Origin of the sequence: Pseudomonas sp. WHRI 8519 (assembly GCF_040224055.2) — a bacterium.
Classification (GTDB): domain Bacteria; phylum Pseudomonadota; class Gammaproteobacteria; order Pseudomonadales; family Pseudomonadaceae; genus Aquipseudomonas; species Aquipseudomonas putida_X.
Window position 1 is genome coordinate 888,656 of sequence record NZ_CP167996.1, and the last position, 20,711, is coordinate 909,366.

The following is a 20,711-nucleotide window of genomic DNA, read 5'->3' on the forward strand; positions in this document are numbered from 1 at the left end:
TGAGTTACAGCATAGAAGCCTTCGACGAACAGGGATGGCCAATTGCCAATATCCAGTATCGCCTTGCTGCTGTGGCTTGCCGTGTGCAGCGGGCAAGATGTCCGCGAACGGCAGATTTCCAACGTTCTGACCCTGGGGGTGGCAGCCTGTGCGCTGGTATGGCTGGTGGCTACCGGGCACAGCTGGATCGGCGCCCGGGCCAGTGATGCCGGCTGGGCACTGGTGATCGTGTTGCTGCTCACATTGCCTGGCTACATGATGGGGCGTTTCGGTGCCGGCGACGTCAAGTTGCTCGGCGCGCTGGGGTTGGCCACCAGCCAGGCCTACGTGCTCGGTACGTTCATCGGTGCCGGGGGCTGCATGCTGATCTGGGCGCTGTTGCGACGCTGGGCGCGGCGCAGGGCAGGGCAGGCGCCTGAAACCCAGCCATTTGCGCCCTTCGTGCTGGTGGGCTTTTTGCTGGCCTGCGTGTGCATGCGCTGAGCGTGCCCTGGCCCGGTCAGTTGTTGGACTCGGTCACCTTGGTCCAGCGATAGAAATCCGGAATGGCGTACTTGTAGGTTTCCAGCCAGCGCTGCTTGGACAGGTCGCGCTCGCGCGCTGTCTGCACCTGCAGGCGGTTGGACGCCTGTTCGCCACTGGACTGCACCCGCAGCAGCGCTTCGGTCGCCGTTTGCGCAGGCGGTTGCTGGCGTGGGTAATCCTCTGCCCAGGCCGTGGAGAAACCGGTGCAGCAGGCCAGCAGCATCACATACCTGATCATGACCTTCTCCTTCGCTCAGTTGACCATCACACGTTCGCCACCGGCCGAGGCTATCGGCCCGCGCCCGGTGGCTTTGATCTGGCTGGCGCGGGCCTGGGCCTGGGCGAACTGCGCCGGCTTGAGCCGCAGGCGGCCGACCAGGTCGGTGGCTTGCTGCCAGTTGTCTTGCAGCAGCGCCAAGGTCACCAGGTTGACGGCGGGCAGCGAGTTGTCCTCCTTGAGCTCGATGGCGGTCAGGAATTCGAAGCGTGCCTGTTCATACCTGCCCAGGTTCATCAGCACTACACCCAGGTCATTGCGAATGCGCTCATCGGTCGGTGCCAGCCGTGCCGCGCGCTGCAGGTTCTGCAAGGCCTGCACGTCATCGCCGCGGGCCGAGGCGAGCTGGCCCAGGCCATGCTCACCCTCGGCCGCGAGGCAGCCGCCGAGCAAGCTGCGGTACAGCGGTTCTGCTTCGCTGCGCCCCAGCAGGCGTGAGACCCTGGCCTTGCGCAAGCGTACCTGGTCAAGGGTGTTGGGCAACTGCTCCAGGTGCGCCAGGCTGGCGTGCGGGCGGCCATCGTTGAGCATCTCGTCCGCCAGGTTCAGTGCCAGTTGCTGGTCGGCGTCCGGCTTAGCGCAGCTTGAGGTGCCGAACAACTGCCCGAGCCCGCCAGGCGGCTGGCCGGCGCAGCCCGTCAGCACTAGCAGGCCGGTGAACAACAGGGTCGCTTTCATCCGTTACTCCCTAGGGCCCCAAGGCCCGCGTCAAGGCGGAAAAACCCGGCCCGGCCAGGACGATGAGCAGTGCCGGGAAGAGAAATACCATCATCACCGCCGACATCTTTGCCGACATCTTCGAAACCCGCTCCTGCATGCGTGTCAGGCGCCGGTCGTCGAGCAGATCCTTGAGTGCGAGCAGCGACTTCATCGCGCCGCTGCCCTGTACCAGCAACTGCTGAAGGATTACGCAGGTATCGATGAATTCATCCACGGCCAACAGGCGTGCGGTCTTGTCCAGTTCCGGGCCGAGCGCCAGGCCCGAGTCCACCCGTTGCAGCACCAGGCGTAGCTCTTCGCTGATTTCCGGGAGCAGCGCCTGGCCTTCCTGGCTCAGTACCCGCAACGCCTGCTCTACGGCCAGGCCTGTCTCGAACAGAATACGCAGCAGCGGAATCATCAGGCTGACTTCCAGGGCGATCCGTTGCTGGCGCTGCCGGGCGGCCATCGCCAGCAAGCGTTTGGGCAACAGGTAGCTGGCACCCAAGGCAAACAGCGGCCAGACCAGCCAGTGTGTGCCCGCACCGCCCAGTGCGGCGTGCTGCAGGATCAAGGTCAGGACGACCGCCACCAGCGGCAGCCCCAGTTGCAGGGCAGCGAACAGCGCCCGCTGGCGGCTGCGGCGCCAGCCGACCCGGTCGAGCAAGGCCTGGGTTTCACCGTCGAGTTTCTGCAGGCGCTGCCCCAAGGGGCTGTTGCCCAGCCAGTGCAGCCAGTTCCCCAGGCGCTCCTCGCGCGCCAGCCGCCCCTGCAGCCTGCGCGTGACCAGGTAACGGGCACGCAGCTGACGGGCCGCCTGCAAGCCCAGCAAGCCGGCGGCGATGAACAGGCACACGGCACAGAGCAACAAGGCCATGGTCAGAGGCTCCTCATCATGCGCCACAGCACCAGGCAGCCGACCACCTGCAGGGCGAAGGCGAGCAGCAACATCATCTGGCCGCCGCTGTCTTGCCACATAGTCAGCAGGTACTGCGGGTTGGCCATCAGGAAGTAGCCGACCATGCACAGCGGCAAGGCGCCGAGGATCATCGCTGTGATGCGGGTTTCGCCGGTCATCGCCTTGAGCTGGCGGCTGCCTTGTTCGCGCTCGCGGATCAGCTTGATCAGGTTTTCCATCAGCTCGCTGGTGTTGCCGCCGTAGCGCTGGTTGATGCGCAGCCCCATGGCGAACAGGCGCAACTCATCCTGGTTGTAGAGCTCGGCCAGTTCGTTGACCGCATCGTCCAGCGGTACGCCCAGCTGCACGCTGCGCCGTACCCGGGTCATGGTCGAGCGCAGCGGCTCGCGCGAGCCGTCGATACCACCGAGTAGCGCATCATTGAGGGTTCGCCCGGCCTTGAGGCTACGCACGCTGTAGTCCAGCAGTGCGGGCAGTTGCGCGACAAGCTGCTGCACACGCCGCCGGCATAGCCAGCTGAGGGTGAAATAGCCGAGCAGCGGCAGGCTCACCAGCACCATCAGCGCGGCCACCCACCCGGCGCCCAGCAGCGCCACCAGCGCCAGGCCCAGCCAGGCCAGCAGCCAGCGCTGCGGTTGCCAGTCGGTGGCGCCAAGCCCGGCCCGTTGCAACAGCGGCTCGAGCCAGTCGCGCCGTGCGTTGGCGCTGCGGGCCAACTCAAAGGCCCGCCCCAGGCGCTGGAGAATGCGCTGTTCGCTGCGCTTGTACAGGCCCCGGCGAAACAGCATCAGGGCGACGCCCAGCAACAGGGGCGCCAGCGCCAGCAGCAAGGGGCCGGTCATTGCACACCTTCATGGCGCAGTTTGCTCCCCGCCGGGTTCGGCGCCTCCCGTAGAAACACGTCGCCACCGCGGCGGTCGAGGCGGAACAGTGTGCTGGTCACGTACACGTCATCACGCACGCCGACCACTTCCAGGATTTCACTGACGCAGCGGCGCCCGTCGGGCAGGCGCGCCAGCTGGATCACCACGTCCAGTGCCGCGCAGATCATCTGCCGCAAGGTCTTCTCGGCGATCTGCCGCCCGCTCAGGCCAACCAGGGTTTCCAGGCGCAGCAAGGCGTCCTGCGCGGTGTTGGCGTGCACCGTACTCATCGAGCCATCGTGGCCGGTGTTCATCGCCGTGAGTACATCCAGCACCTCGGTACCGCGGATTTCACCGAGGATGATACGGTCCGGGCGCATGCGCAGGGCATTGCGGATCAGCTCGCTGGCCTTGATCTCGCCATGCCCCTCGGCATTTGGCGGGCGGGTTTCCAGGCGTACCACGTGGGGATGGTGCAGTTGCAGTTCGGCGACGTCTTCGATGGTCACCAGGCGCTCGCGTGGGGCGATCATCTGGCTGAGGATGTTCAGCAGGGTGGTCTTGCCGGTGCCGGTGCCGCCGCTGACCAGGATGTTGCAGCGCCGGCCCACGGCGCGCTCGAGGAAGTCGAAGATAGGTTGGTCGATGGCACGGGTGGCGAGCAGGTCGGCGCTTTTGAGCATGTCCTGGCGGAATTTGCGGATCGACAGGCAGGGGCCGTCCAAGGCCACCGGTGGAATGATCGCATTGACCCGGCTGCCGTCGGGCAGGCGCGCGTCGACCATCGGCGACGATTCATCCAGGCGCCTTCCGAGCGGTGCGAGGATGCGCTGCATGACGCGCTCGACGTGGTGGGCATCGATGAAACGCAGGTCAGTCTGTTGCAGTTGCCCGCCGCGCTCGACGAACACCCTGTGCGGTCCGTTGACCAGGATTTCGGTGACACTGGCATCACGCAGCAGCACCTCCAGCGGCCCGAACCCAGTCAGCTCATCGACCAGTTCTTCGGCCAGGCGCTCCATTTCATAGCGTGACATCGCCAGGCGCAGGCGGGCCACGTAATCGCCCACCTGCTCCAGGACAAATTGCGTCAATGCCGGGCGCGCGCCTTCGAGCAGGTTGCGGCCGCTGTCTTCGATGGCATCGATGGCAAAACGGTGCAGTGCACGCTTGAGCGCATACGGGTCGCCCGAGGCATGGTGAGGGCCGCCGAAGGGTTGGTCGCCGTTCATTTGCTACCCCATAGCCGGCGCAGCCAGGTAAAGGCCGGTGGCGCAAGGTTCTCCGAGCGCTGCGCCAAGCGCTCACCCAGGCTGCGCAGGGCCTGGGTCAGGTTTTCCCGCGGTGCCAGCTCGAACAGGCTCAGGCCCTGGTTTTTCACGTTCAGCCGGACTTCGGGGCTGTCAGGCATGACTTTGAGCAGGGGTAGGCCGTAGCGCTTGGCCAGGCTCTCGGCATCCGGCGCGACATTGCTCAGGTAGCGGTCGACCAGCAGGCTGGCATGCTCCAGCTTGATGCCATGATCGCGCCACAGCTCCAGCACTTCGAGGTTGCGCCGGCAGTCGAGGATGTTCTGGTCGGTATAGATGATGAGCTTGTCGCAATGGCTGATGATGGTGCGCAGGGCCTCGCTGTCGGCATGCCCGGTCAGGTTCACGACGATGTGCTGAAAGTGCTGGCGCAGTGCGCTGAGCAGCATGTACAGCTCGGCGGCACTGGTCTTGGGCAGAGGTTCGTCATCTTCGGCGAAGGTCAGCAGGCGCAGGCCTTTCTTGTCGCGGGTGAAAGCGCTGTCGATCAGGGTGGTGTCGAGCCGGCGCAAGTGGCGCAGGGCATCGCCGAAGTAAAACGACGCCTCCAGCCCCAGCAGCGCCAGGCTGTCGCCACGTGGCATGCCCAGGTCCAGCAGCAGGGTCTGCTGGCCGCTTTCCTGGACCACCCGCGCCAGATGCGTGGTCAGCAGCGCACCGTCGGCACCGGTCTGCACGCCGTACAGCACGGTCAGGCCGCCCAGGCTGGGGTTGTTGGTGACGGTGGGCATGCGTTTGCCCAGGCGCCGGACCAGCCCGGCCACTTCACTGGCCCGCGATCCATAGGCGACGAAATCGCGGGCGCCGGCACGCATGGCGTGCAGCACCAGCTGATTGTCCATGCCATCACCCAGGGCGACGATCGCAAGCAGCGGCTTGGCCTCGAGCACGCCTTCGATCAGTGCGCACTGGTTGACCAGTTGCTCACGGTCCAGGCCGATGAACACCAAGGTGCTGAACGTCGCATTGATCAGCGCCAACAGCTCGTCGAGGCTGCCGCCACTGGCACCGATCACCTGGCCTTGGGGTGCCAGCGCGCTCTGCAGCCACTGCAGGTCTTCTTCGTTGCGGGTGATGCCCAGAAACGTCTGGTTGAGGCTCTCGTTCATCGTGATAACCCGCTTTGGCCATCGAAGTTGCCGTTTTCCATGAAGAACAGCCGGCCCCAGCTGGGGTCATAGGTGCGCAACCCTTCACCGGGCAGTTCCGGCAGGCGGGCATTGGCCGCCAGCGGTTGAACCAGATGCGGGGTGACGATCATCAGTAGCTCGGTTTCCTCACGTACCAGGGCCGATTGCCGGAAGAACGCGCCAAGGATCGGCAGGTTGCCCAGCCCGGGGAGCTTGTCCACCGCCGAACGGGTGTTGTTGCCGACCAGGCCGCTGATGATGAAACTCTCGCCATCGGCCAGGGAAATGCTGGTATCGGTGCGCCGTATGCTCAGCCCCGGTACGCTGGTACCGCCAATGGTCACCGCGTTGGTGTAATCCAGCTCGCTGACTTCAGGCGCTACCTTCAGGGTGATGCGGTCGCGGCTGATCACGGTCGGCGTCAGGGCCAGGCGCACACCAAACTCCTTGTACTCGATCGAAAAGTTGTCGCTGCCAGCGCTGGGCACCGGGATCGGTATCTCGCCCCCGGCCAGAAAGCTTGCCGTCAGGCCGCTGAGCACGGTGAGGCTGGGGCGCGCCAGGGTGTAGGCGAAGCCGCTGTTCTCCAGTGCATTGATGGCTGCCAGGAAACGGCTGCTGCCGCCGCCCCAGACAATGTTGAACACGCCGTCGTTGAGCGGGATCTGCGGCGAGGTGACAGGCACGGCGCCCGGCGTCACCGATGTGCCTGGCACGGTGCCCGGCGACCCGATCAGGCTGTTGTTCGAGCCGCTGAAGAACAGGCGGGCGCCGGCTTCCTTGTACTTGGTGCGGCGCACCTCGACGAAGCGGATATCGGCCTGCACCTGGCTCGGCAACGCCGGATCCAGCGACGGTGGCAGGCCCGTTTCGGCCATGGCGGCGCTGGCCTGGCCGTTGACGAACAGCATGGCCCGGTGTGGCGCGGGGGCGCAGTCCGTCCACAGCATGAGCGTGGTATTGCCCTGGCCCACGGCGGTCACCAGTACGGCGCGGTCACCGCTGGGTTGCACATCGGCAACGTTGGGGTCGCCGACGGCAGCCCGGGTGATTGCCAGCGGCAAGCGTAATTCTTGCTGTAGGCCTTGATCGATTTCGATCACTGAAGGCAGTTGGGCAAAGGCTTCGCAGCCTTTGCTGGCGCCATTGGCGTGCGGCAACAGCGCCATCATGAGCAAGGCCAGGCATGTGTGGCTGGCGAACCGTTTTGCACTGCAACGCTCGGAACTGCGCATGCTGCATCCTTGCCTTGTCAGGGGGTCTTGTTGGCGTCCGCGGCCTGTGCGCCACGGATGATCTGCATGCTCGCAACGGCTGCAGCGCTTGAGGCGGTTTTGGCCAACGGGGCCTGGGAAAGCTGGCTGAACCGAAAGAGTTCGCGGTTGATGGTTTCTACCTGAGGCTTGCTTTCCGCTTCGGCCCAGTAGCGGGCCAGCCGCTGCTCGGCGGCACTGCGCACGGCCAGGCGCAGGGCGCCGACCTGGGCTGCCAGCATCAGGCGGCTGGCCAAGGCTTCAGGAACTGCCAGCACCACGGTGTGGGTGCTGGCCGGGTTGCTTGGGCGCGCCTGTTCGCGTCGGGCCTTGAGTTCCTCGGCGGTCAGTGCCGGCCGCCCGTCATTGGCAACGCCCATCTGTTCGCCGACGCTCAGCACGCGCAGGGCCGGCAACACCACCTGGGCCGAGGATTGTGGGTTGTTGGCCTCTTCGCGCAGGTACAGCAGCACGTCGACAAAATCACCTGGGTACAGTTGCCCGGCTGCGCCGACCACTTCGTCCACGCCGACCGCCACGGCCCGTTCGTGGGCGCGGATCATCCGTGCCAGCGGTCCGCCAGGCTGGAAGCTCGATTCGTCCAGCCAGCTACCTGCCGCCAGTGGCCTGGCGCTGCTGCGTCCGATCACCTGGTCTACGTGCTGGAAGGCCCCGTCAGGCACCACCTGCAAGCGCTCGAGCAGCACGTCGTCTGCAGTCAGAGGCGTATTGGCCGGCAGCGCCTTGCGCAGCACGACGACAGGGAAGCGCTGGGGCTCGGGCGGTTTTGGGGTGGGCGCGGCAACCACGGCTGCCGGCTGTTCGGCGACAGGGGCGACTGGCTGGGGTGGTGCAGCAGGGCGGCTGAGCACCACCCCCCAATAGCCTGCCAGCAGTGCGCCGATCAGGAAAACTGCAGCCAGAATCATGGTCAAGCGACTGCTCATGTCTGGCCTCCGTGCACATGTTCGGGTGGTGGCAAAAAGTTACTATTTCGCTATTGCACGGTAGCCCACCCATTGCCATTCGCCATTAGCCGCTCGCGTTTTTTTCACGCCTGAATGTAAAACCAATTAAAACAATCAGTTGATGAAATCGACGGCTTTAATGCTTTTGGATTATTACCTGATGACTAATGCTTTTTTATATTTGCGGACGGCGCCAGCTTGGCAATCCTTTGATGGCAAACAGGGGTCACTTTGACACCATTGTCGCCGGCGATGTCGCCGCAAGGAGCTGGTCATGTTGCTGAAACAGGTCGTCCTTCACTGCAAACACTTCCTGCGTCGCAAAGACGGCGCTTCGGGTATCGAGTACGCGGTCATCGCGGCGATGGTGGCGGTGGTGCTGGCGGGTTTCGTCACGCCCATCTCGACCCAGATCACGGCGATGTTCACCGCGATCCAGGGGGCTCTTTAATCCCTAACCCAATGATGTTCAACGCCTCACCGGGCCAGGTGTCCAGGAGCCGCACATGCAGAACTCGCCCTCGCGTCAGCAGATTCTTCTGGTCGATGACGAGCAAGAGCATCTACTTGAGTTGGCCGAACTCCTCGAAAGCGAGGGGTACTACTGCCATACCGCAGGCTCGGTGAAAGCTGCACTGCAACTGCTCACCCAGTATCCGGACGTTGCCTTGGTCATCACTGATCTGCGTATGCCGGAGGAAAGCGGCATCGATTTGATCCAGCGCTTGCGCGACCATACGGCCCGCCAGCATTTGCCGGTGATCGTCATGTCGGGCCACGCCGGTGCAGACGACCTCAGCGACCTGCTGCGCCTGCAGGTGCTGGATTTCTTCCGCAAGCCCATCTATTACGCACGGTTGCTGGAGACACTGGACAACCTGTTCCCGCAACCGTTGTTGCAGGTTGCCAAGTACTGACTCCACGCGGCGAGAGCAGAAACGAAAACGCCCGGCACATGGCCGGGCGTTCTGGTTACTGGCAAGGATCAGGCGTCGGGGTCATTGAGCTCCAGTACACCGCGCTTGCTGCGCAGCTTGCCGTAGAAATGATCCAGCGCATTGTTCAGCTTGCTGGCTGCCCCATCCACGGCCTGGTCCAGCGAAGCGGCGGTATGGGTCACGGAAATCGGTTGATGGCCTTTGGGGCGAGCCTCCATCTGGCAGCGTTTGTCATGCGGCCCGGGCTTGGCGCCGTTCTCGTCGCGCAGGTGCACCTCGATGCGGGTGAGGTCCTCCTCGTAACGTTCGAGCGTGGTTTGCAGCGTACTGCGGACCCACTCGTTGAGACGGATGTTGCCTTCGATATGGTTGCTGCTGTTGACCTGGATTTGCATGATTCAATCCTTATTCAGCTTGCTCGCATGGAGGCGTGCCTAGGCCCTTGAGGCCCTTGGTAAAGCTTCGCCTCTTGACTCTAAGGTCAGGCAACCGAAGCCTGAATTCAAGCCCTTCGTGAAAATAAATGTTCTGTTGCAATTGGCATCGCAAAGGCAACTGGGCTGCCCTTGACGAGCGAAGGCCTGCTCAAAACCCTGTGGCCTTTCAGACTTTGCTTATGCGAATTGAAATCATTACTATTGCTACCCCATCGTTTCCCGGACCTCCGCCATGAAGCGCAATGCCGCCGGACTGCCCCTGAGCTACCGCCTGGCCGTGACCTCACGCTGCCTGGCTGCGGTGCTGGGCGGATACCTGCTGGCGTCCATGGCCAGCGTCTGCATCACCCTGCTGGCGCCGTTGCCGCAAGTCGACGCGGCCATGACCGGCATGATGTTGTCGTTCGTCTTCTACCTGCTGGCCTTCATCTGGTGTTTCGCCTGTCGCAGCGCCGCGCTTGCCTGGCTGGGCGTGTTGCTGCCGAGCCTGCTGCTGGCGCTGATCAGCGGGTTCGCCTATTGGCTGAGAAACCCATGAAGGACGGTTTCCGCCAGGCGATGGCCTGGTTGCACACCTGGACCGGGCTTATTTTCGGCTGGCTGCTATTCGCTATCTTCCTGACCGGCACGCTGTCGTATTTCAAGGAAGAGATCAGCCACTGGACACAGCCTGAAGTCCACCGCCACGCACTCGACCCGGTGGCGAGCCTGGGCCTGGCTCAGCGCTACCTGGAGGCCAACGCGGCACATTCGGGCAACTGGATGATCCGCTTGCCCAGCGAGCGCAAAGCCGCGTTGAGCGTCGGTTGGCGTGACCCAGATGGCGGGCGCCGTGGCTTTGTCAGCAAGCAACTCGACGCCCAGACCGGGCAGCCCGTAGAGGCCCGCGACAGCCGCGGCGGCGAATTCTTCTACCGCTTCCACTTCCAGCTGCAGATGCCCCACCCCTGGGGGCGCTGGCTGGCGACCTTCTGCGCCTTCATCATGTTGCTCGGCCTCGTCACCGGGATCATCACCCACAAGAAGATCTTCAAGGAGTTCTTCACCTTCCGCCCCGGCAAGGGCCAGCGCTCGTGGCTGGACGGGCATAACGCCATCGGTGTGCTGGTGTTACCGTTCCACCTGATGATCAGTTACAGCAGCCTGGTGATCTTCATGTACATGGTGATGCCGGCCAGCATCATGGCCAGCTATGGGGGCAATACCAACGGCTATTTCAACGACCTGTTCGGCCGTGAGGACGTGCCCAAGGTGGCCAACGTCGCTGCGCCACTGGTGCCGTTGGCCAGCTTGTATGCCAAGGTTCAGGCGCAGGCCCCCGGAGCCCGCATGGGGTACATCCAGGTCCACAACCCGGGCGACCGCAACGCTCGCGTGAGCTTCGCCCAGGCTTCGGCCGACAGCATCGCCTACAAGCGCAGCGCCAACTGGATGTTCGACGGCAGCACGGGCGAACTGCTGAGCCAAGGGGCACCGGAAAGCGCTGCAATGATGACCTCGTTCAGTTTCGTCGGCCTGCACATGGGCAACTTCGCCGGGCCCTGGTTGCGCTGGCTGTACTTCGTGTTCGGGGTGGCCGGTACTGCGGTCATCGGCACGGGCCTGGTGATGTGGCTTGGCAAGCGCCAGCTCAAGCACGCCAAGCGCGAACGCATGCCCGCCGAGCTGCGCCTGGTCGAGGTGCTCAACATTGCCAGCATCAGTGGCCTGCTGCTCGCGGTGGCCGGCTTTTTCTGGGCCAACCGCGTGCTGCCTGCCGCGCTGCAAGGCCGGGCGGACTGGGAGGTGAACACGTTCTTCGTAGTCTGGCTGTTGTCGCTGGTACATGCCGTGCTGCGCCCCGGGCGTCGCGCCTGGGGCGAGCAGTTGGGGCTTGGGGCGCTGGCCTTTGCCCTGCTGCCGTTGCTCAATGCACTGACCACCGGCCAGGGCCTGAACCACAGCCTGGCCGCCGGCGACTGGGCCATGGCCGGGCTGGACCTCACGGCACTCGGCACCGGTCTGTTTTTGGCCTGGGCCGCAGGCAAGATGCTACGTGCCCCGAAGGCTGTGGCCAAGCGTGAGCCCCGGGTGGCCAAGGCAACGGCTGAAACGGTCGAGGTGAATGGATGCTGAGCGTCGCCCTGATCGGTTTCGCCGGCTTCGCTGCCTTGTGCCTGGCGATGGAAAGGCACTTCAACGACCTGCTGGGGCGCAAGCCTGCTGCTGGCCAGTTGCGTAGCCTGCGCGTGGCGGGTTGGTCGTTGCTGCTGGCATCGCTGGCGCTGTCGGTGCACCTGCGTGGGTGGGCGCATGGCGTGGTGGAGTGGGTCGCGGTGTCGATGGCCGGGGTGACCCTGTGGGTCTTCGCCTTGCCTTACCAGCCGCGCGTGCTGCTGGGGCTGGCGGCGATCAGCCTGATAGTGGGCCCGCTATTGATCCTGTCTGGCGGATGATGCCTTGATCGAGCCTGACAGCGACGGCACTCGCGCGCGTTTCGTGCAGGTCTTCATGGCCCAGCGCGCACGCATGGAAGCCTTGGTCAGCCGTCGAGTGGGCTGCCGCGCCACGGCATCGGACCTGGTCCAGGAGCTGTTCTTGCGCTTTTGGCGGCGCCCCGAGGTCAAGGTAGAGGCGCTGGACACCTACCTGCTGCGCTGCGCCGGGAATCTGGCCATCGACCACCTGCGTAGTGAAGGCAGCCGCGAGCGTATCGCCGAAGCGTCGCTGCCCCTGGATGAATGCCTGGCCCAGGCACCGGAGCAGGCGCTGGAGGTCAACCATGACCTGCAGCGCATCGAAGCGGCGCTGCGCGCCTTGCCTGAGCGAACCCGGCAGATCTTTTTGCTCAACCGTATACACGGCTGCACATATGGCGAGATCGCAAAGGCCATGCAGCTGTCCCAGAGTGCCGTGGAAAAGCATATGATGCGCGCCCTCCAAGCGTGCAAAGCCAGTGTTGCCGAGCCCGCGCCCCCGATCCCCAGGCCAGGGAGCGCCCGTCGATGAGCCGTTCAGACTTGACCACTGCTGACCCGTCGCAAGCAGCGCTGCGTTGGCTGGCCACGATCAACGAGCAGCCTGAGGTTGCGCAGAGTGTGGCGTTCAAGCGCTGGTTGCTGGCCGACCCCAGGCACCGTGAAGCCTATGCCCAGGCCCAGGCGCTGTGGCACAAGACTGCGGCACCGGCGGCTCGCCTGGCCGAGGAAGAACACGCAGACCTGCAGCGATACCTGGATGCCATGGCCAAGGCGCCTGTCCCGGCGCGCTGGCGCCGCGCCCGCGCCCTGGCTATGGCGGCATGCCTGGTGCTGGCCGTGGGTGTTGCGGGGGGCTGGCACCCGGGGTACTGGCTGCAGGACCTGCAAGCCGATTTCAGCAGCACGGACGCCATCCGTCAGGTGACGCTGGCTGACCAGTCGCAGGTGACGCTGGACGCGGGCAGTGCCATTGCTGTCGATTTCCAGCACGGGCAGCGCCAGGTGCGGCTGTTGCATGGCGCTGCATTCTTCAAGGTCACCCACACCGGTGAGCCCTTCTTGGTACAGGCGGCGGGGGGCCAGGTGCGGGTGCTGGGTACGGAGTTCGAAGTGCGGGAGCAGGCCGAGGGTGCACAGGTCACGGTGCGCAACGGTCGAGTGGCGGTCACGCCGGCTCAAGGGCAAGCCGCCCGTGAGCTGACGGCCAACCAGCAACTGGCCTATGCCCGAGGCCTGGCGGGTGAGACTGCGCGTGTGGACAGCGACAGCCGTCTGGCCTGGCGCCAAGGCTGGGTCAACTACTACCAGGCGCCCTTGGCGCAGGTGATCGAAGACCTGGGGCGCTATTACCCGGGGCGGATCGTGCTGCTCGACAGCGAGTTGGGGCAGCGCAAGGTCAGCGGCAGTTTCCCGGTGCGCGAGCCACTGGCGGCGCTGGACTCGCTGGGCAAGGTGATGGGGTTCTCGCGGCAGACGGTTCTCGGCCGGTTGACGGTCATCCGGCAAGTGTCGGTCGCGGGAAAATAATTTTCAAAAGCGGGTGAGGTAACAGGACGTGACATCCGTGTAATGAGTGGAAGTGCGATTCATTCGCAGTCATCACCCTCTCACAGGTCAGCGTCCATGAAGTTCACCCACCGTTGCGTCCCCCTCTGGCTTGGTCTTTCTGCGCTTTCGGCCTTGGCTGCTGCCCCTGGTATCTTCGCCGCCGAACAGCTCGAACTGCACAGGTTCGCCCAGCCGAGCCAGCCCTTGCCTCTGGCGCTCAGTGCCTTCAGCCGCGCCACCGGCCAGAGCGTGGTCTACACCTTGGAACTGCCTGCCGTGCAGGCACCGGCCCTGCAGGGTACGTTCAGTGCCGAACAGGCGCTGCAGCAGTTGCTGGGCAACGCTGGCCTGACGTGGCGCCGGGTCGACGCCCGCACGCTGACGCTCGAACCTGTGGACACCTCCGGTGCGCTCAACCTGCAGGCCACCACGGTGACCTCGCAGATGGACACCTACAGCTACCAGCCGCCGGCCAGCGCCTCGATCATGCGTGGCCAGGGCCCGTCCCAGGATATCCCCCAAGCCATCAACGTGGTCCCGGCCCAGGTCATTCGCGACCAGGCCCCGCGCAACCTGGATGATGCCCTGGCCAACGTCAGCGGCATCACCCAGGGCAACAATTTCGGTGGCACCTCCGACACGGTGATGAAGCGCGGCTTCGGCGACAACCGCGACGGTTCGATCATGCGCGACGGCATGCCCGTGGTGCAGGGGCGTAGCCTCAATGCGAGTACCGAACGGGTCGAGGTACTCAAGGGGCCGGCTTCGCTGCTTTATGGCATCCAGGACCCGGGCGGGGTGATCAACGTGGTCAGCAAGCGCCCGCAATTGCAGCAGTACAACGCCCTGAACGTGCGCGGCTCGACCTACGGCAGCGGCAAGAATGGCAGCGGCGGCGGTTTCGACAGCACCGGGGCACTGGGCGACAGCCACTTCGCCTACCGCTTGATCGTCGACCATGAAGACGAGGATTACTGGCGTAACTATGGCGTGCACCGCGAATCGCTGGTGGCGCCGTCGCTGGCCTGGCTTGGCGAGGACACCCAGGTGGTGCTGGCCTACGAGCACCGTGAATTTCTCTACCCGTTCGACCGGGGCACCGCCTTCGGCAGCAACGGCCACCCGCTGGACATTCCGGCCACGCGCCGCCTGGATGAACCCTTCAACGACATGGAAGGCCGCTCCGACCTGTATCGCCTGGAGGTCGATCACCAGTTGGCCGACGATTGGAAGCTGCACGTTGGCTACAGCTTCAACCGCGAGACTTACGACGCCAGCCAGGTGCGCGTGACCGGTGTCAACGAAACCAAGGGCACGCTCACACGCAGCATCGATGGCACCCACAACGCCATGAGTCGCGACCAGTTCGCCACCCTCAGCCTGACTGGCAACCTGGAGCTGGCCGGCATGCAGCATGACCTGCTGATGGGCATCGATCACGAAGACCGCAAGGTCTTTCGCGGCGACCTGATTCGGCAGAGCGCGCAGTCCTCCTTCAGCTATGTGAACCCGGTCTACGGCCAGGAAGTGGAGGGGAGCACGGTGCGCGCCAGCGACAGTGACCAGACCGACAAGCTGCGCACCGACGCGCTGTTCCTGCAGGACGCAGTGCACCTGGATGAGCACTGGATACTGGTGGCCGGCGCACGCTTTCAGCAGTACGACCAATACGCTGGCCGCGGCCGGCCGTTCAAGGCCAATACCGACACCCGTGGCCAGGCCTGGGTACCGCATGCCGGTATCGTCTACAAGGTCGATGAACAGTTGTCGTTCTATGGCAGTTACAGCGAGTCGTTCAAGCCCAACTCCAGCATTGCCCCGCTGACCGGCGGCGTGGTGCTGGATTCGTCGATTGCGCCCGAAGAGGGCAAATCGTGGGAGCTGGGGGCCAAGCTCGACATGCCCGGCAGCCTGACCGGCACCCTGGCGCTGTTCGACATCACCAAACGCAACGTGCTGGTCGCCAACTTCGACAGCGGTACCGGCGATACGGTCTACAGCAATGCGGGCGAGGTCAGTTCCAGAGGGGTGGAGCTCGACCTCACCGGGCAGCTCAGTGAGCGTTGGAGCCTGATCGGCAGTTATGCCTACTCCGACGCCAAGGTGACCAAGGACCCAGACCTCGAGGGTAACCGCCTGCAGAACGTGGCCAGGCACAGTGGCTCGTTGTCGGCGGTGTACGACTTCGGCAGCCTGTTCGGCGGCGACCGTTTGCGTTTCGGTGCCGGAGCCCGTTATGTCGGCGAGCGCCCGGGCAACTCGACCAATACCTTCGACCTGCCCAGCTACACCGTGGCCGATGCCTTCGCCACGTATGAGACCAAGCTGGACGAGCACAACGTGCGCCTGCAACTGAACGTGAAGAACCTGTTCGACAAGGTGTACTACAGCTCGGCGGTCAACCAGTACTTCGTCGCCATAGGTGATGCACGCCAGGTGAGCCTGTCGAGTACGTTTGAGTTCTAGTGGCTGAAGGCGGCGCGATAATCGCCAGGTGTCGCGCCGACTGCCTGGCGAAAGCGATTGCTGAAATGGCTGGCACTGGCAAACCCGCACAGCAACGCAACGTCTCCCAACGGCAACTGCCCCAGGCGCAGCAGCTGGCAGGCCCGATACAACCGGCGGGCCAGCAGATACTGGTGCGGTGGCACGCCGAAGCTGGTGCGGAACATGCGTGCGAAGTGATACTCGGAGAGGTTGCAACGCACGGCCAACTCACCGAGGGTGAGGGGCTGATCCAGGTGTGCCTCGATGTAGTCCACCAGTTGCCGGCGCAGGTTCGGTGCCAACCCGCCTTTGAGGCGTAACCCCTGGCGCGGCCCCACCTGGCTGAGCACGGCGTGATCGACGATCTCGTGTGCCAGGCTGCTGGCCAGCAAGCGCTCGCCTGGCTCCTCCCAGGCCAGGCTGATCAACTGGCGAAAACGCATGGACTGCCGTGGGTCGTCGAGAAACGTCGCTTCCTGCAGTTGCATCTCCCGCGGTTCCCGGTCGAGCAGGCGCACGCAGCCCAGGGCGAACTGCACCTCGCTGATGTACAGGTGCGCCAGGCGCAGCTGCCCATTGACCACCCAGTTGGACTCGTGGCCGGCCGGCATGATGCACAGTTTGCCCGGTGCCCCTTTGTCGGCGGGGCGTTGGCGGCGAAAGGTGCCCGTGCCGTGGGCGATGTAGCACGACAGCGTGTGGTGACTGGGCGCCTGGTAGTCGCGGGCGTCGTCACGGTTGCTCCACAGTGCCGCGGCCAGCCCATCGCCCAGGTGCGCGCTCAGTTCCAGCCTGGCGTGGGGCGAGGCATGCATGGCGTTGAATACGTGCAGCTGGTTCAGTGGGGTCATGGGCGATTCCTCTGTTGCCATCGTACTGCCGATGCGCCGAGGTGGCAGCTCCCTGGGCGTTGAAAAGCGCAAGTTTGTGCAAGCGCACAGCACTGGCCGAAGCGAACACTGATGGCTCTGGCGAGGGCTGCGCCCTCGATCGCCGGCAAGCCAGCGCTCACAGGTGCCGCTTTCAAGTACGCAGCCGAACCTGTGGAGGCCGACCTGCCGGCGATGGGCCGCATGGTGCCCCCGCTATGAAGGTCGTATGCCTAAGGAACCCCCCATGAACCTTTCCCTGTACCTGCTCACCGTCCTGATCTGGGGTACCACCTGGCTCGCGCTGAAACTGCAATTGGGCGAAGTCGCCATCCCGGTGTCGATCGTCTACCGCTTTGCCTTGGCTGGCCTGATCCTGTTCGCCATCCTGCTGCTTACCCGCCGCCTGCAGCCGATGAATCGGCGCGGTCACCTGTTGTGTCTGGCGCAGGGGCTGTGCCTGTTTTGCGTCAATTTCATGTGTTTCCTCACCGCCAGCCAGTGGATTGCCAGTGGCCTGATCGCCGTGGTGTTCTCCACTGCCACATTGTGGAATGCGCTGAACGCACGGATCTTCTTCGGGCAGAGGGTCGCCAGCAACGTACTCGCTGGCGGCGCGCTTGGCCTTTTGGGGTTGGGCCTGCTGTTCTGGCCGGAGTTGTCGCACCATGCGGCAAGCCGCGAAACGCTTTATGGCCTCGGCCTGGCCTTGCTCGGTACGCTGTGCTTCTCGGCAGGCAACATGTTGTCGAGCATGCAGCAGAAAGCCGGCCTCAAGCCCATGACCACCAATGCGTGGGGGATGGTCTATGGGGCCGCTTTGTTGTCCGTGTATTGCCTGATCAGCGGTATTCCCTTTGCGATGGAGTGGGACACGCGCTATGTCGGCTCGCTGCTGTACCTGGTGATACCGGGCTCGGTGATCGGCTTCACCGCCTACCTGACGTTGGTCGGGCGCATGGGCGCGGAGCGCGCTGCATATTGCACGGTGCTGTTCCCGCTGGTGGCGCTGAATGTGTCGGCGTTTGCCGAAGGCTATCAATGGACAGCCCCCGCGTTGCTCGGGATGGTCGCGGTGATGGCGGGTAACGTGCTGGTGTTTCGCAAGCCAAGGCCCGTGGCTGCTGGTGTGTTGCATGTTGGCGGGGGCATTGGCAACTGTCAGAAATGACAGGTGCGCGTATTTGCAGCATGGCTAAGACTAGGCCGCAAATCGCTGGGGAAACCAATGCCGTACTCCTTCAGAACACTGTCCTCTACACAGCTTTGGCTAACGTGTTCAGCAGCGTTGCTGTTGCATATCGTCCCGCTGCTGATGGCCGACATGTCAGTCCTGGACGACTACGCGCGCCAGTACCTGGCACGCAATGACTGGGTGCAAGACGGTCGGCCGCTGGCCGCCTTGCTCAATGCCGTACTGAGTTTCGGCCCCGCTGCTGTGAACCTTTACCCATTGCCGTTGCTGCTTGCCGTGCTGATTACCGCACACGCGCTGGCCAACCTGGTGCAGCACTGGTTCACGCTACCGACGGTGAGTGCCGTGCTGGTGGTGTTGCCGTTGTGGATGCAGCCCTTCTTCCTGCAGAACCTTTCCTATCAATATGATGGGGTGTCGATGGCCTTGTCGCTGGCGTGTAGCGTCTGGGCGATCACCCTTGGCTGCCAATGGTCGAAACCATGGCTCGGCGGCACGTTGCTGGTGGCCGCCAGCGCTGCGCTCTACCAACCCGGCCTGAACGTATTCGCGGGTTTGTGTTGCCTGGAAATCATGCGTTTGGTCATGAACGGCAGCCGGTTTGCAATGGTTTGCAAGGTTGCAGCGGTGCGCTTGGGGCAGTTGCTGGTTGGCGTGGGGCTTTTCTATGTGTCCTGCGCCTGGATGGTGCGCAGTGGGCGTACGGCGCTGCTTGCTTTCGACGGGCTGTGGCTGACTGAAATATCCCAGCGCCTTGCGGCTACGGTGGAAGTTGTCAGCGTGTTGCTCACACCTTGGGTGTTCTGGGGTGCCCTCGGTTTGTGCCTGTTGGCGGCATTCTCATTGGGCCGCAAGATGCAAGCACTGTGGCGTCGTCCCTACGCCTTGAGCGAGCGGCTGGGGTTGGTCGCGGCATTACTGTTACCGGTTGCCCTGATACTGCTATGCATTCCAGGCCTCATTCTGTTCCTGGAGCACTTCGACCCCACCGCGCGGGTACTGATGGGCCTGGGTGCCGCGCTGACCATGTTGCTTTACGTGGTGCACGACGCCTTGGCAGCGTTGCCCCGTGTGCGCCTGTTCGTTCTGGCCACCTCGATCGTGTTCATGCTCTCCATGTCCTTTGCGTACGGCCGGGTGCTGATGCTGCAGAAGGCCTTGCACCAAGCAGTCGCCCAGTCCGTTGCCCATGACCTCTCGTCCCAGCCGGAGCTGGCCGCAGCCAGGCATTACTACCTGCTCGGCTATTGGCAGTCCAGGCTTTGGGTGCCTGCTGCCAAAGGTACCTTGGCGCATATGCCAGCGATCGAAGTCATCGATGCGAACCGGTATGTGATGCTGCCAGAAATGCTCCCGCGGGTGGGTATCGACGACCCTCGCACGTTCTACCAGTCGCCGCCGCTGACCCGTCGGCAGGTACTGGCCCGCAGTCCCTCGCCACGGGTCGTGAGCAGGTTCTATGACATCCATTTGGTGGGTGATGCCGCTTATGTGCTGATCAAGCTGCCGCAGGCAACCGGACAGGAGCACTGATCATGGTTCGTTTCGCTCGCTATGGCCTGGTTGGCATCGGTAATACCGCCTTGCACGGGTTGGTGTTCTGGGGGGCGCTGGCGCTGGGGTTGAATCAGGGGCAGAGCAACCTGCTGGCCTTCGCCGTGGCGGCAACGGTGTCCTATCACATCAATGCCCGCTTTACCTTTGCCGTCAGGCCAACGGGGTCGCACTACCTGGTGTTCATGGCCGGCATGGGTGGCATCAGCCTAGTGCTCGGGGCCATCGCCGATTGGGCGCAGTTGTCGCCCTGGTTGACCGTGCTTACGTTTTCAGCCACCAGCCTGATCGTCGGCTACAGCTACTCGCACGCGGTGGTTTTCAAGCGGAGGGAGGCATGAACATTACCCTGGTCGCGCCCCTGTACAACGAGCAGGACACCCTTGAACGCTTTTATCATGCGGTACGCAGCGAGCCGACGCTGCAGGGGGTGACGGTCGAGATCCTGCTGGTCAACGATGGCAGCAGCGATGCCAGCGAGCAGATTTGCACCGAGTTGGCGGCGCGCGATGAATGGGTCACGGTGGTCAACTTCTCGCGCAATTTCGGCAAGGAGTCCGCCCTGTTCGCGGGCCTCGAATACGCCAATGGCGATGCGGTGGTGCCGATCGACGTCGACCTGCAGGACCCTGTAGAGCTGATCGCACAGATGATCGAGCTGTGGCAGCAGGGGGCCGACGTCGTGCTGGCCAAGCGCCGTAGCCGTGCGACCGACACCCGGCTCAAGCGTTGGACTGCACGCCTGTATTACCGCTTGCACAACCGCATCGCCTCGACCCGGATCGAGGAAAACGTCGGTGATTTTCGCCTGTTGGACCGCAAGGTGGTGGCCGCCATCCGCCAGTTGCCGGAGCAGCAGTTGTTCATGAAAGGTGTGTTGTCCTGGGTGGGTTTTCGTACCGAAATCGTCGAGTACGACCGGCCCGAACGCACGGCGGGCACCAGCAAATTCAGCTTCTGGCGGCTATGGAACCTGGCCCTGGATGGCATTACCTCGTTCAGCACGGTGCCTTTGCGGCTATGGAGTTACGTGGGTGGAGGGGTATCGCTGTCGGCGTTCGTGTTTGCGATGTACATGGTGATCGACAAAATGCTGTTCGGAAACGATGTGCCGGGCTATCCGTCGTTGATGACGGCAGTGCTGTTCCTGGGCGGGGTGCAGTTGATCGGCATCGGAATATTGGGCGAATACATAGGGCGGATCTACCAGGAGACCAAGCATCGGCCCCGGTACGTGGTGCGCAAGGTAGTGAGGCGGCACAGGCAACCCATGTGAAGGT

At 63.9% G+C, this 20,711-nt stretch carries 23 protein-coding genes; 13 read left to right on the forward strand and 10 right to left on the reverse strand.

Annotation, left to right across the window (positions count from 1 at the left end; genetic code table 11):
- The first annotated feature begins 48 nt into the window (after positions 1-48).
- Positions 49-483: an A24 family peptidase gene (locus ABRP30_RS04050; RefSeq protein WP_349976397.1), complete on the forward strand. Its 435-nt coding sequence runs from the start codon at positions 49-51 to the stop codon at positions 481-483.
- Between the two features lie 16 nt (positions 484-499).
- Here the strand turns inward: ABRP30_RS04050 and ABRP30_RS04055 are convergent, their stop codons facing one another.
- Genes ABRP30_RS04055 through cpaB form a run of 8 tightly spaced genes read right to left on the reverse strand, consistent with a single transcriptional unit; the run spans position 500 to position 7,923 of the window.
- On the reverse strand, positions 500-763 hold the full coding sequence (locus ABRP30_RS04055) for a DUF3613 domain-containing protein (RefSeq protein WP_241806576.1): 264 nt from the start codon (positions 761-763) through the stop codon (positions 500-502).
- A gap of 15 nt (positions 764-778) precedes the next feature.
- Positions 779-1,480, reverse strand: coding sequence for a tetratricopeptide repeat protein (locus tag ABRP30_RS04060; protein ID WP_349976366.1), 702 nt, complete (start codon positions 1,478-1,480; stop codon positions 779-781).
- Positions 1,481-1,490: 10 nt separating this feature from the next.
- On the reverse strand, positions 1,491-2,378 hold the full coding sequence (locus tag ABRP30_RS04065) for a type II secretion system F family protein (RefSeq protein WP_349976365.1): 888 nt from the start codon (positions 2,376-2,378) through the stop codon (positions 1,491-1,493).
- A 2-nt stretch (positions 2,379-2,380) separates the two neighbouring features.
- Positions 2,381-3,262: a type II secretion system F family protein gene (locus ABRP30_RS04070; RefSeq protein WP_349976364.1), complete on the reverse strand. Its 882-nt coding sequence runs from the start codon at positions 3,260-3,262 to the stop codon at positions 2,381-2,383.
- Positions 3,259-4,515, reverse strand: coding sequence for a CpaF family protein (locus ABRP30_RS04075; RefSeq protein WP_267821012.1), 1,257 nt, complete (start codon positions 4,513-4,515; stop codon positions 3,259-3,261). Before ABRP30_RS04075 ends, ABRP30_RS04070 begins: the two co-directional genes overlap by 4 nt.
- Positions 4,512-5,702 (reverse strand): pilus assembly protein, encoded by a 1,191-nt coding sequence (locus ABRP30_RS04080; RefSeq protein WP_349976363.1) that lies wholly within the window; start codon positions 5,700-5,702, stop codon positions 4,512-4,514. The genes ABRP30_RS04075 and ABRP30_RS04080 overlap by 4 nt, the downstream gene beginning before the upstream one ends.
- Positions 5,699-6,958, reverse strand: a complete 1,260-nt coding sequence (locus ABRP30_RS04085) for a type II and III secretion system protein family protein (RefSeq protein WP_372490401.1) — start codon at positions 6,956-6,958, stop codon at positions 5,699-5,701. Before ABRP30_RS04085 ends, ABRP30_RS04080 begins: the two co-directional genes overlap by 4 nt.
- Before the next feature lie 17 nt (positions 6,959-6,975).
- On the reverse strand, positions 6,976-7,923 hold the full coding sequence (cpaB, locus tag ABRP30_RS04090) for a Flp pilus assembly protein CpaB (RefSeq protein WP_349976362.1): 948 nt from the start codon (positions 7,921-7,923) through the stop codon (positions 6,976-6,978).
- Positions 7,924-8,218: 295 nt separating this feature from the next.
- Between cpaB and ABRP30_RS04095 the strand changes: the two genes are divergently transcribed.
- Positions 8,219-8,395, forward strand: coding sequence for a Flp family type IVb pilin (locus ABRP30_RS04095; RefSeq protein ID WP_267821018.1), 177 nt, complete (start codon positions 8,219-8,221; stop codon positions 8,393-8,395).
- A 55-nt stretch (positions 8,396-8,450) separates the two neighbouring features.
- A complete protein-coding gene (locus tag ABRP30_RS04100) occupies positions 8,451-8,861 on the forward strand; it encodes a response regulator (protein ID WP_267821020.1) in 411 nt (136 codons plus the stop codon).
- Positions 8,862-8,929: 68 nt separating this feature from the next.
- Here ABRP30_RS04100 and ABRP30_RS04105 read toward each other — a convergent pair whose 3' ends face one another.
- The gene (locus ABRP30_RS04105; RefSeq protein WP_241806585.1) at positions 8,930-9,277 is read right to left on the reverse strand and encodes an HPF/RaiA family ribosome-associated protein; all 348 of its coding nucleotides are present in this window, start codon (positions 9,275-9,277) and stop codon (positions 8,930-8,932) included.
- Between the two features lie 274 nt (positions 9,278-9,551).
- Here ABRP30_RS04105 and ABRP30_RS04110 point away from each other — a divergent pair, with 274 nt between their 5' ends.
- From ABRP30_RS04110 to ABRP30_RS04135, 6 genes are all read left to right on the forward strand, one after another.
- Positions 9,552-9,857, forward strand: a complete 306-nt coding sequence (locus tag ABRP30_RS04110; protein ID WP_241806586.1) for a DUF3649 domain-containing protein — start codon at positions 9,552-9,554, stop codon at positions 9,855-9,857.
- Positions 9,854-11,434, forward strand: a complete 1,581-nt coding sequence (locus ABRP30_RS04115; protein WP_349976361.1) for a PepSY-associated TM helix domain-containing protein — start codon at positions 9,854-9,856, stop codon at positions 11,432-11,434. The genes ABRP30_RS04110 and ABRP30_RS04115 overlap by 4 nt, the downstream gene beginning before the upstream one ends.
- A complete protein-coding gene (locus ABRP30_RS04120) occupies positions 11,428-11,754 on the forward strand; it encodes a DUF3325 domain-containing protein (RefSeq protein ID WP_241806588.1) in 327 nt (108 codons plus the stop codon). The genes ABRP30_RS04115 and ABRP30_RS04120 overlap by 7 nt, the downstream gene beginning before the upstream one ends.
- A gap of 55 nt (positions 11,755-11,809) precedes the next feature.
- On the forward strand, positions 11,810-12,307 hold the full coding sequence (locus ABRP30_RS04125) for an RNA polymerase sigma factor (protein WP_372490468.1): 498 nt from the start codon (positions 11,810-11,812) through the stop codon (positions 12,305-12,307).
- A complete protein-coding gene (locus tag ABRP30_RS04130) occupies positions 12,304-13,305 on the forward strand; it encodes a FecR domain-containing protein (protein WP_349976360.1) in 1,002 nt (333 codons plus the stop codon). The genes ABRP30_RS04125 and ABRP30_RS04130 overlap by 4 nt, the downstream gene beginning before the upstream one ends.
- A 96-nt stretch (positions 13,306-13,401) precedes the next feature.
- Positions 13,402-15,792: a TonB-dependent receptor gene (locus tag ABRP30_RS04135; protein ID WP_267821030.1), complete on the forward strand. Its 2,391-nt coding sequence runs from the start codon at positions 13,402-13,404 to the stop codon at positions 15,790-15,792.
- On the opposite strand, the gene ABRP30_RS04140 is transcribed toward ABRP30_RS04135, so the two are convergent.
- Positions 15,789-16,664, reverse strand: a complete 876-nt coding sequence (locus ABRP30_RS04140; RefSeq protein ID WP_267821032.1) for an AraC family transcriptional regulator — start codon at positions 16,662-16,664, stop codon at positions 15,789-15,791. The two genes, ABRP30_RS04135 and ABRP30_RS04140, sit on opposite strands and share 4 nt — an antisense overlap.
- A gap of 265 nt (positions 16,665-16,929) precedes the next feature.
- On the opposite strand from ABRP30_RS04140, the gene ABRP30_RS04145 reads away from it, so the two are divergent.
- The 4 genes from ABRP30_RS04145 (at position 16,930) to ABRP30_RS04160 (ending at position 20,707) form a co-directional block, all read left to right on the forward strand.
- The gene (locus ABRP30_RS04145) at positions 16,930-17,853 is read left to right on the forward strand and encodes a DMT family transporter (RefSeq protein WP_349976359.1); all 924 of its coding nucleotides are present in this window, start codon (positions 16,930-16,932) and stop codon (positions 17,851-17,853) included.
- Between the two features lie 123 nt (positions 17,854-17,976).
- Positions 17,977-19,410 (forward strand): glucosyltransferase domain-containing protein, encoded by a 1,434-nt coding sequence (locus ABRP30_RS04150; RefSeq protein ID WP_349976358.1) that lies wholly within the window; start codon positions 17,977-17,979, stop codon positions 19,408-19,410.
- A 2-nt stretch (positions 19,411-19,412) separates the two neighbouring features.
- Complete coding sequence (locus tag ABRP30_RS04155; RefSeq protein WP_241806594.1) at positions 19,413-19,772, forward strand: GtrA family protein; 360 nt, start codon at positions 19,413-19,415, stop codon at positions 19,770-19,772.
- Complete coding sequence (locus ABRP30_RS04160) at positions 19,769-20,707, forward strand: glycosyltransferase family 2 protein (RefSeq protein WP_267821038.1); 939 nt, start codon at positions 19,769-19,771, stop codon at positions 20,705-20,707. The genes ABRP30_RS04155 and ABRP30_RS04160 overlap by 4 nt, the downstream gene beginning before the upstream one ends.
- Positions 20,708-20,711 lie beyond the last annotated feature (4 nt).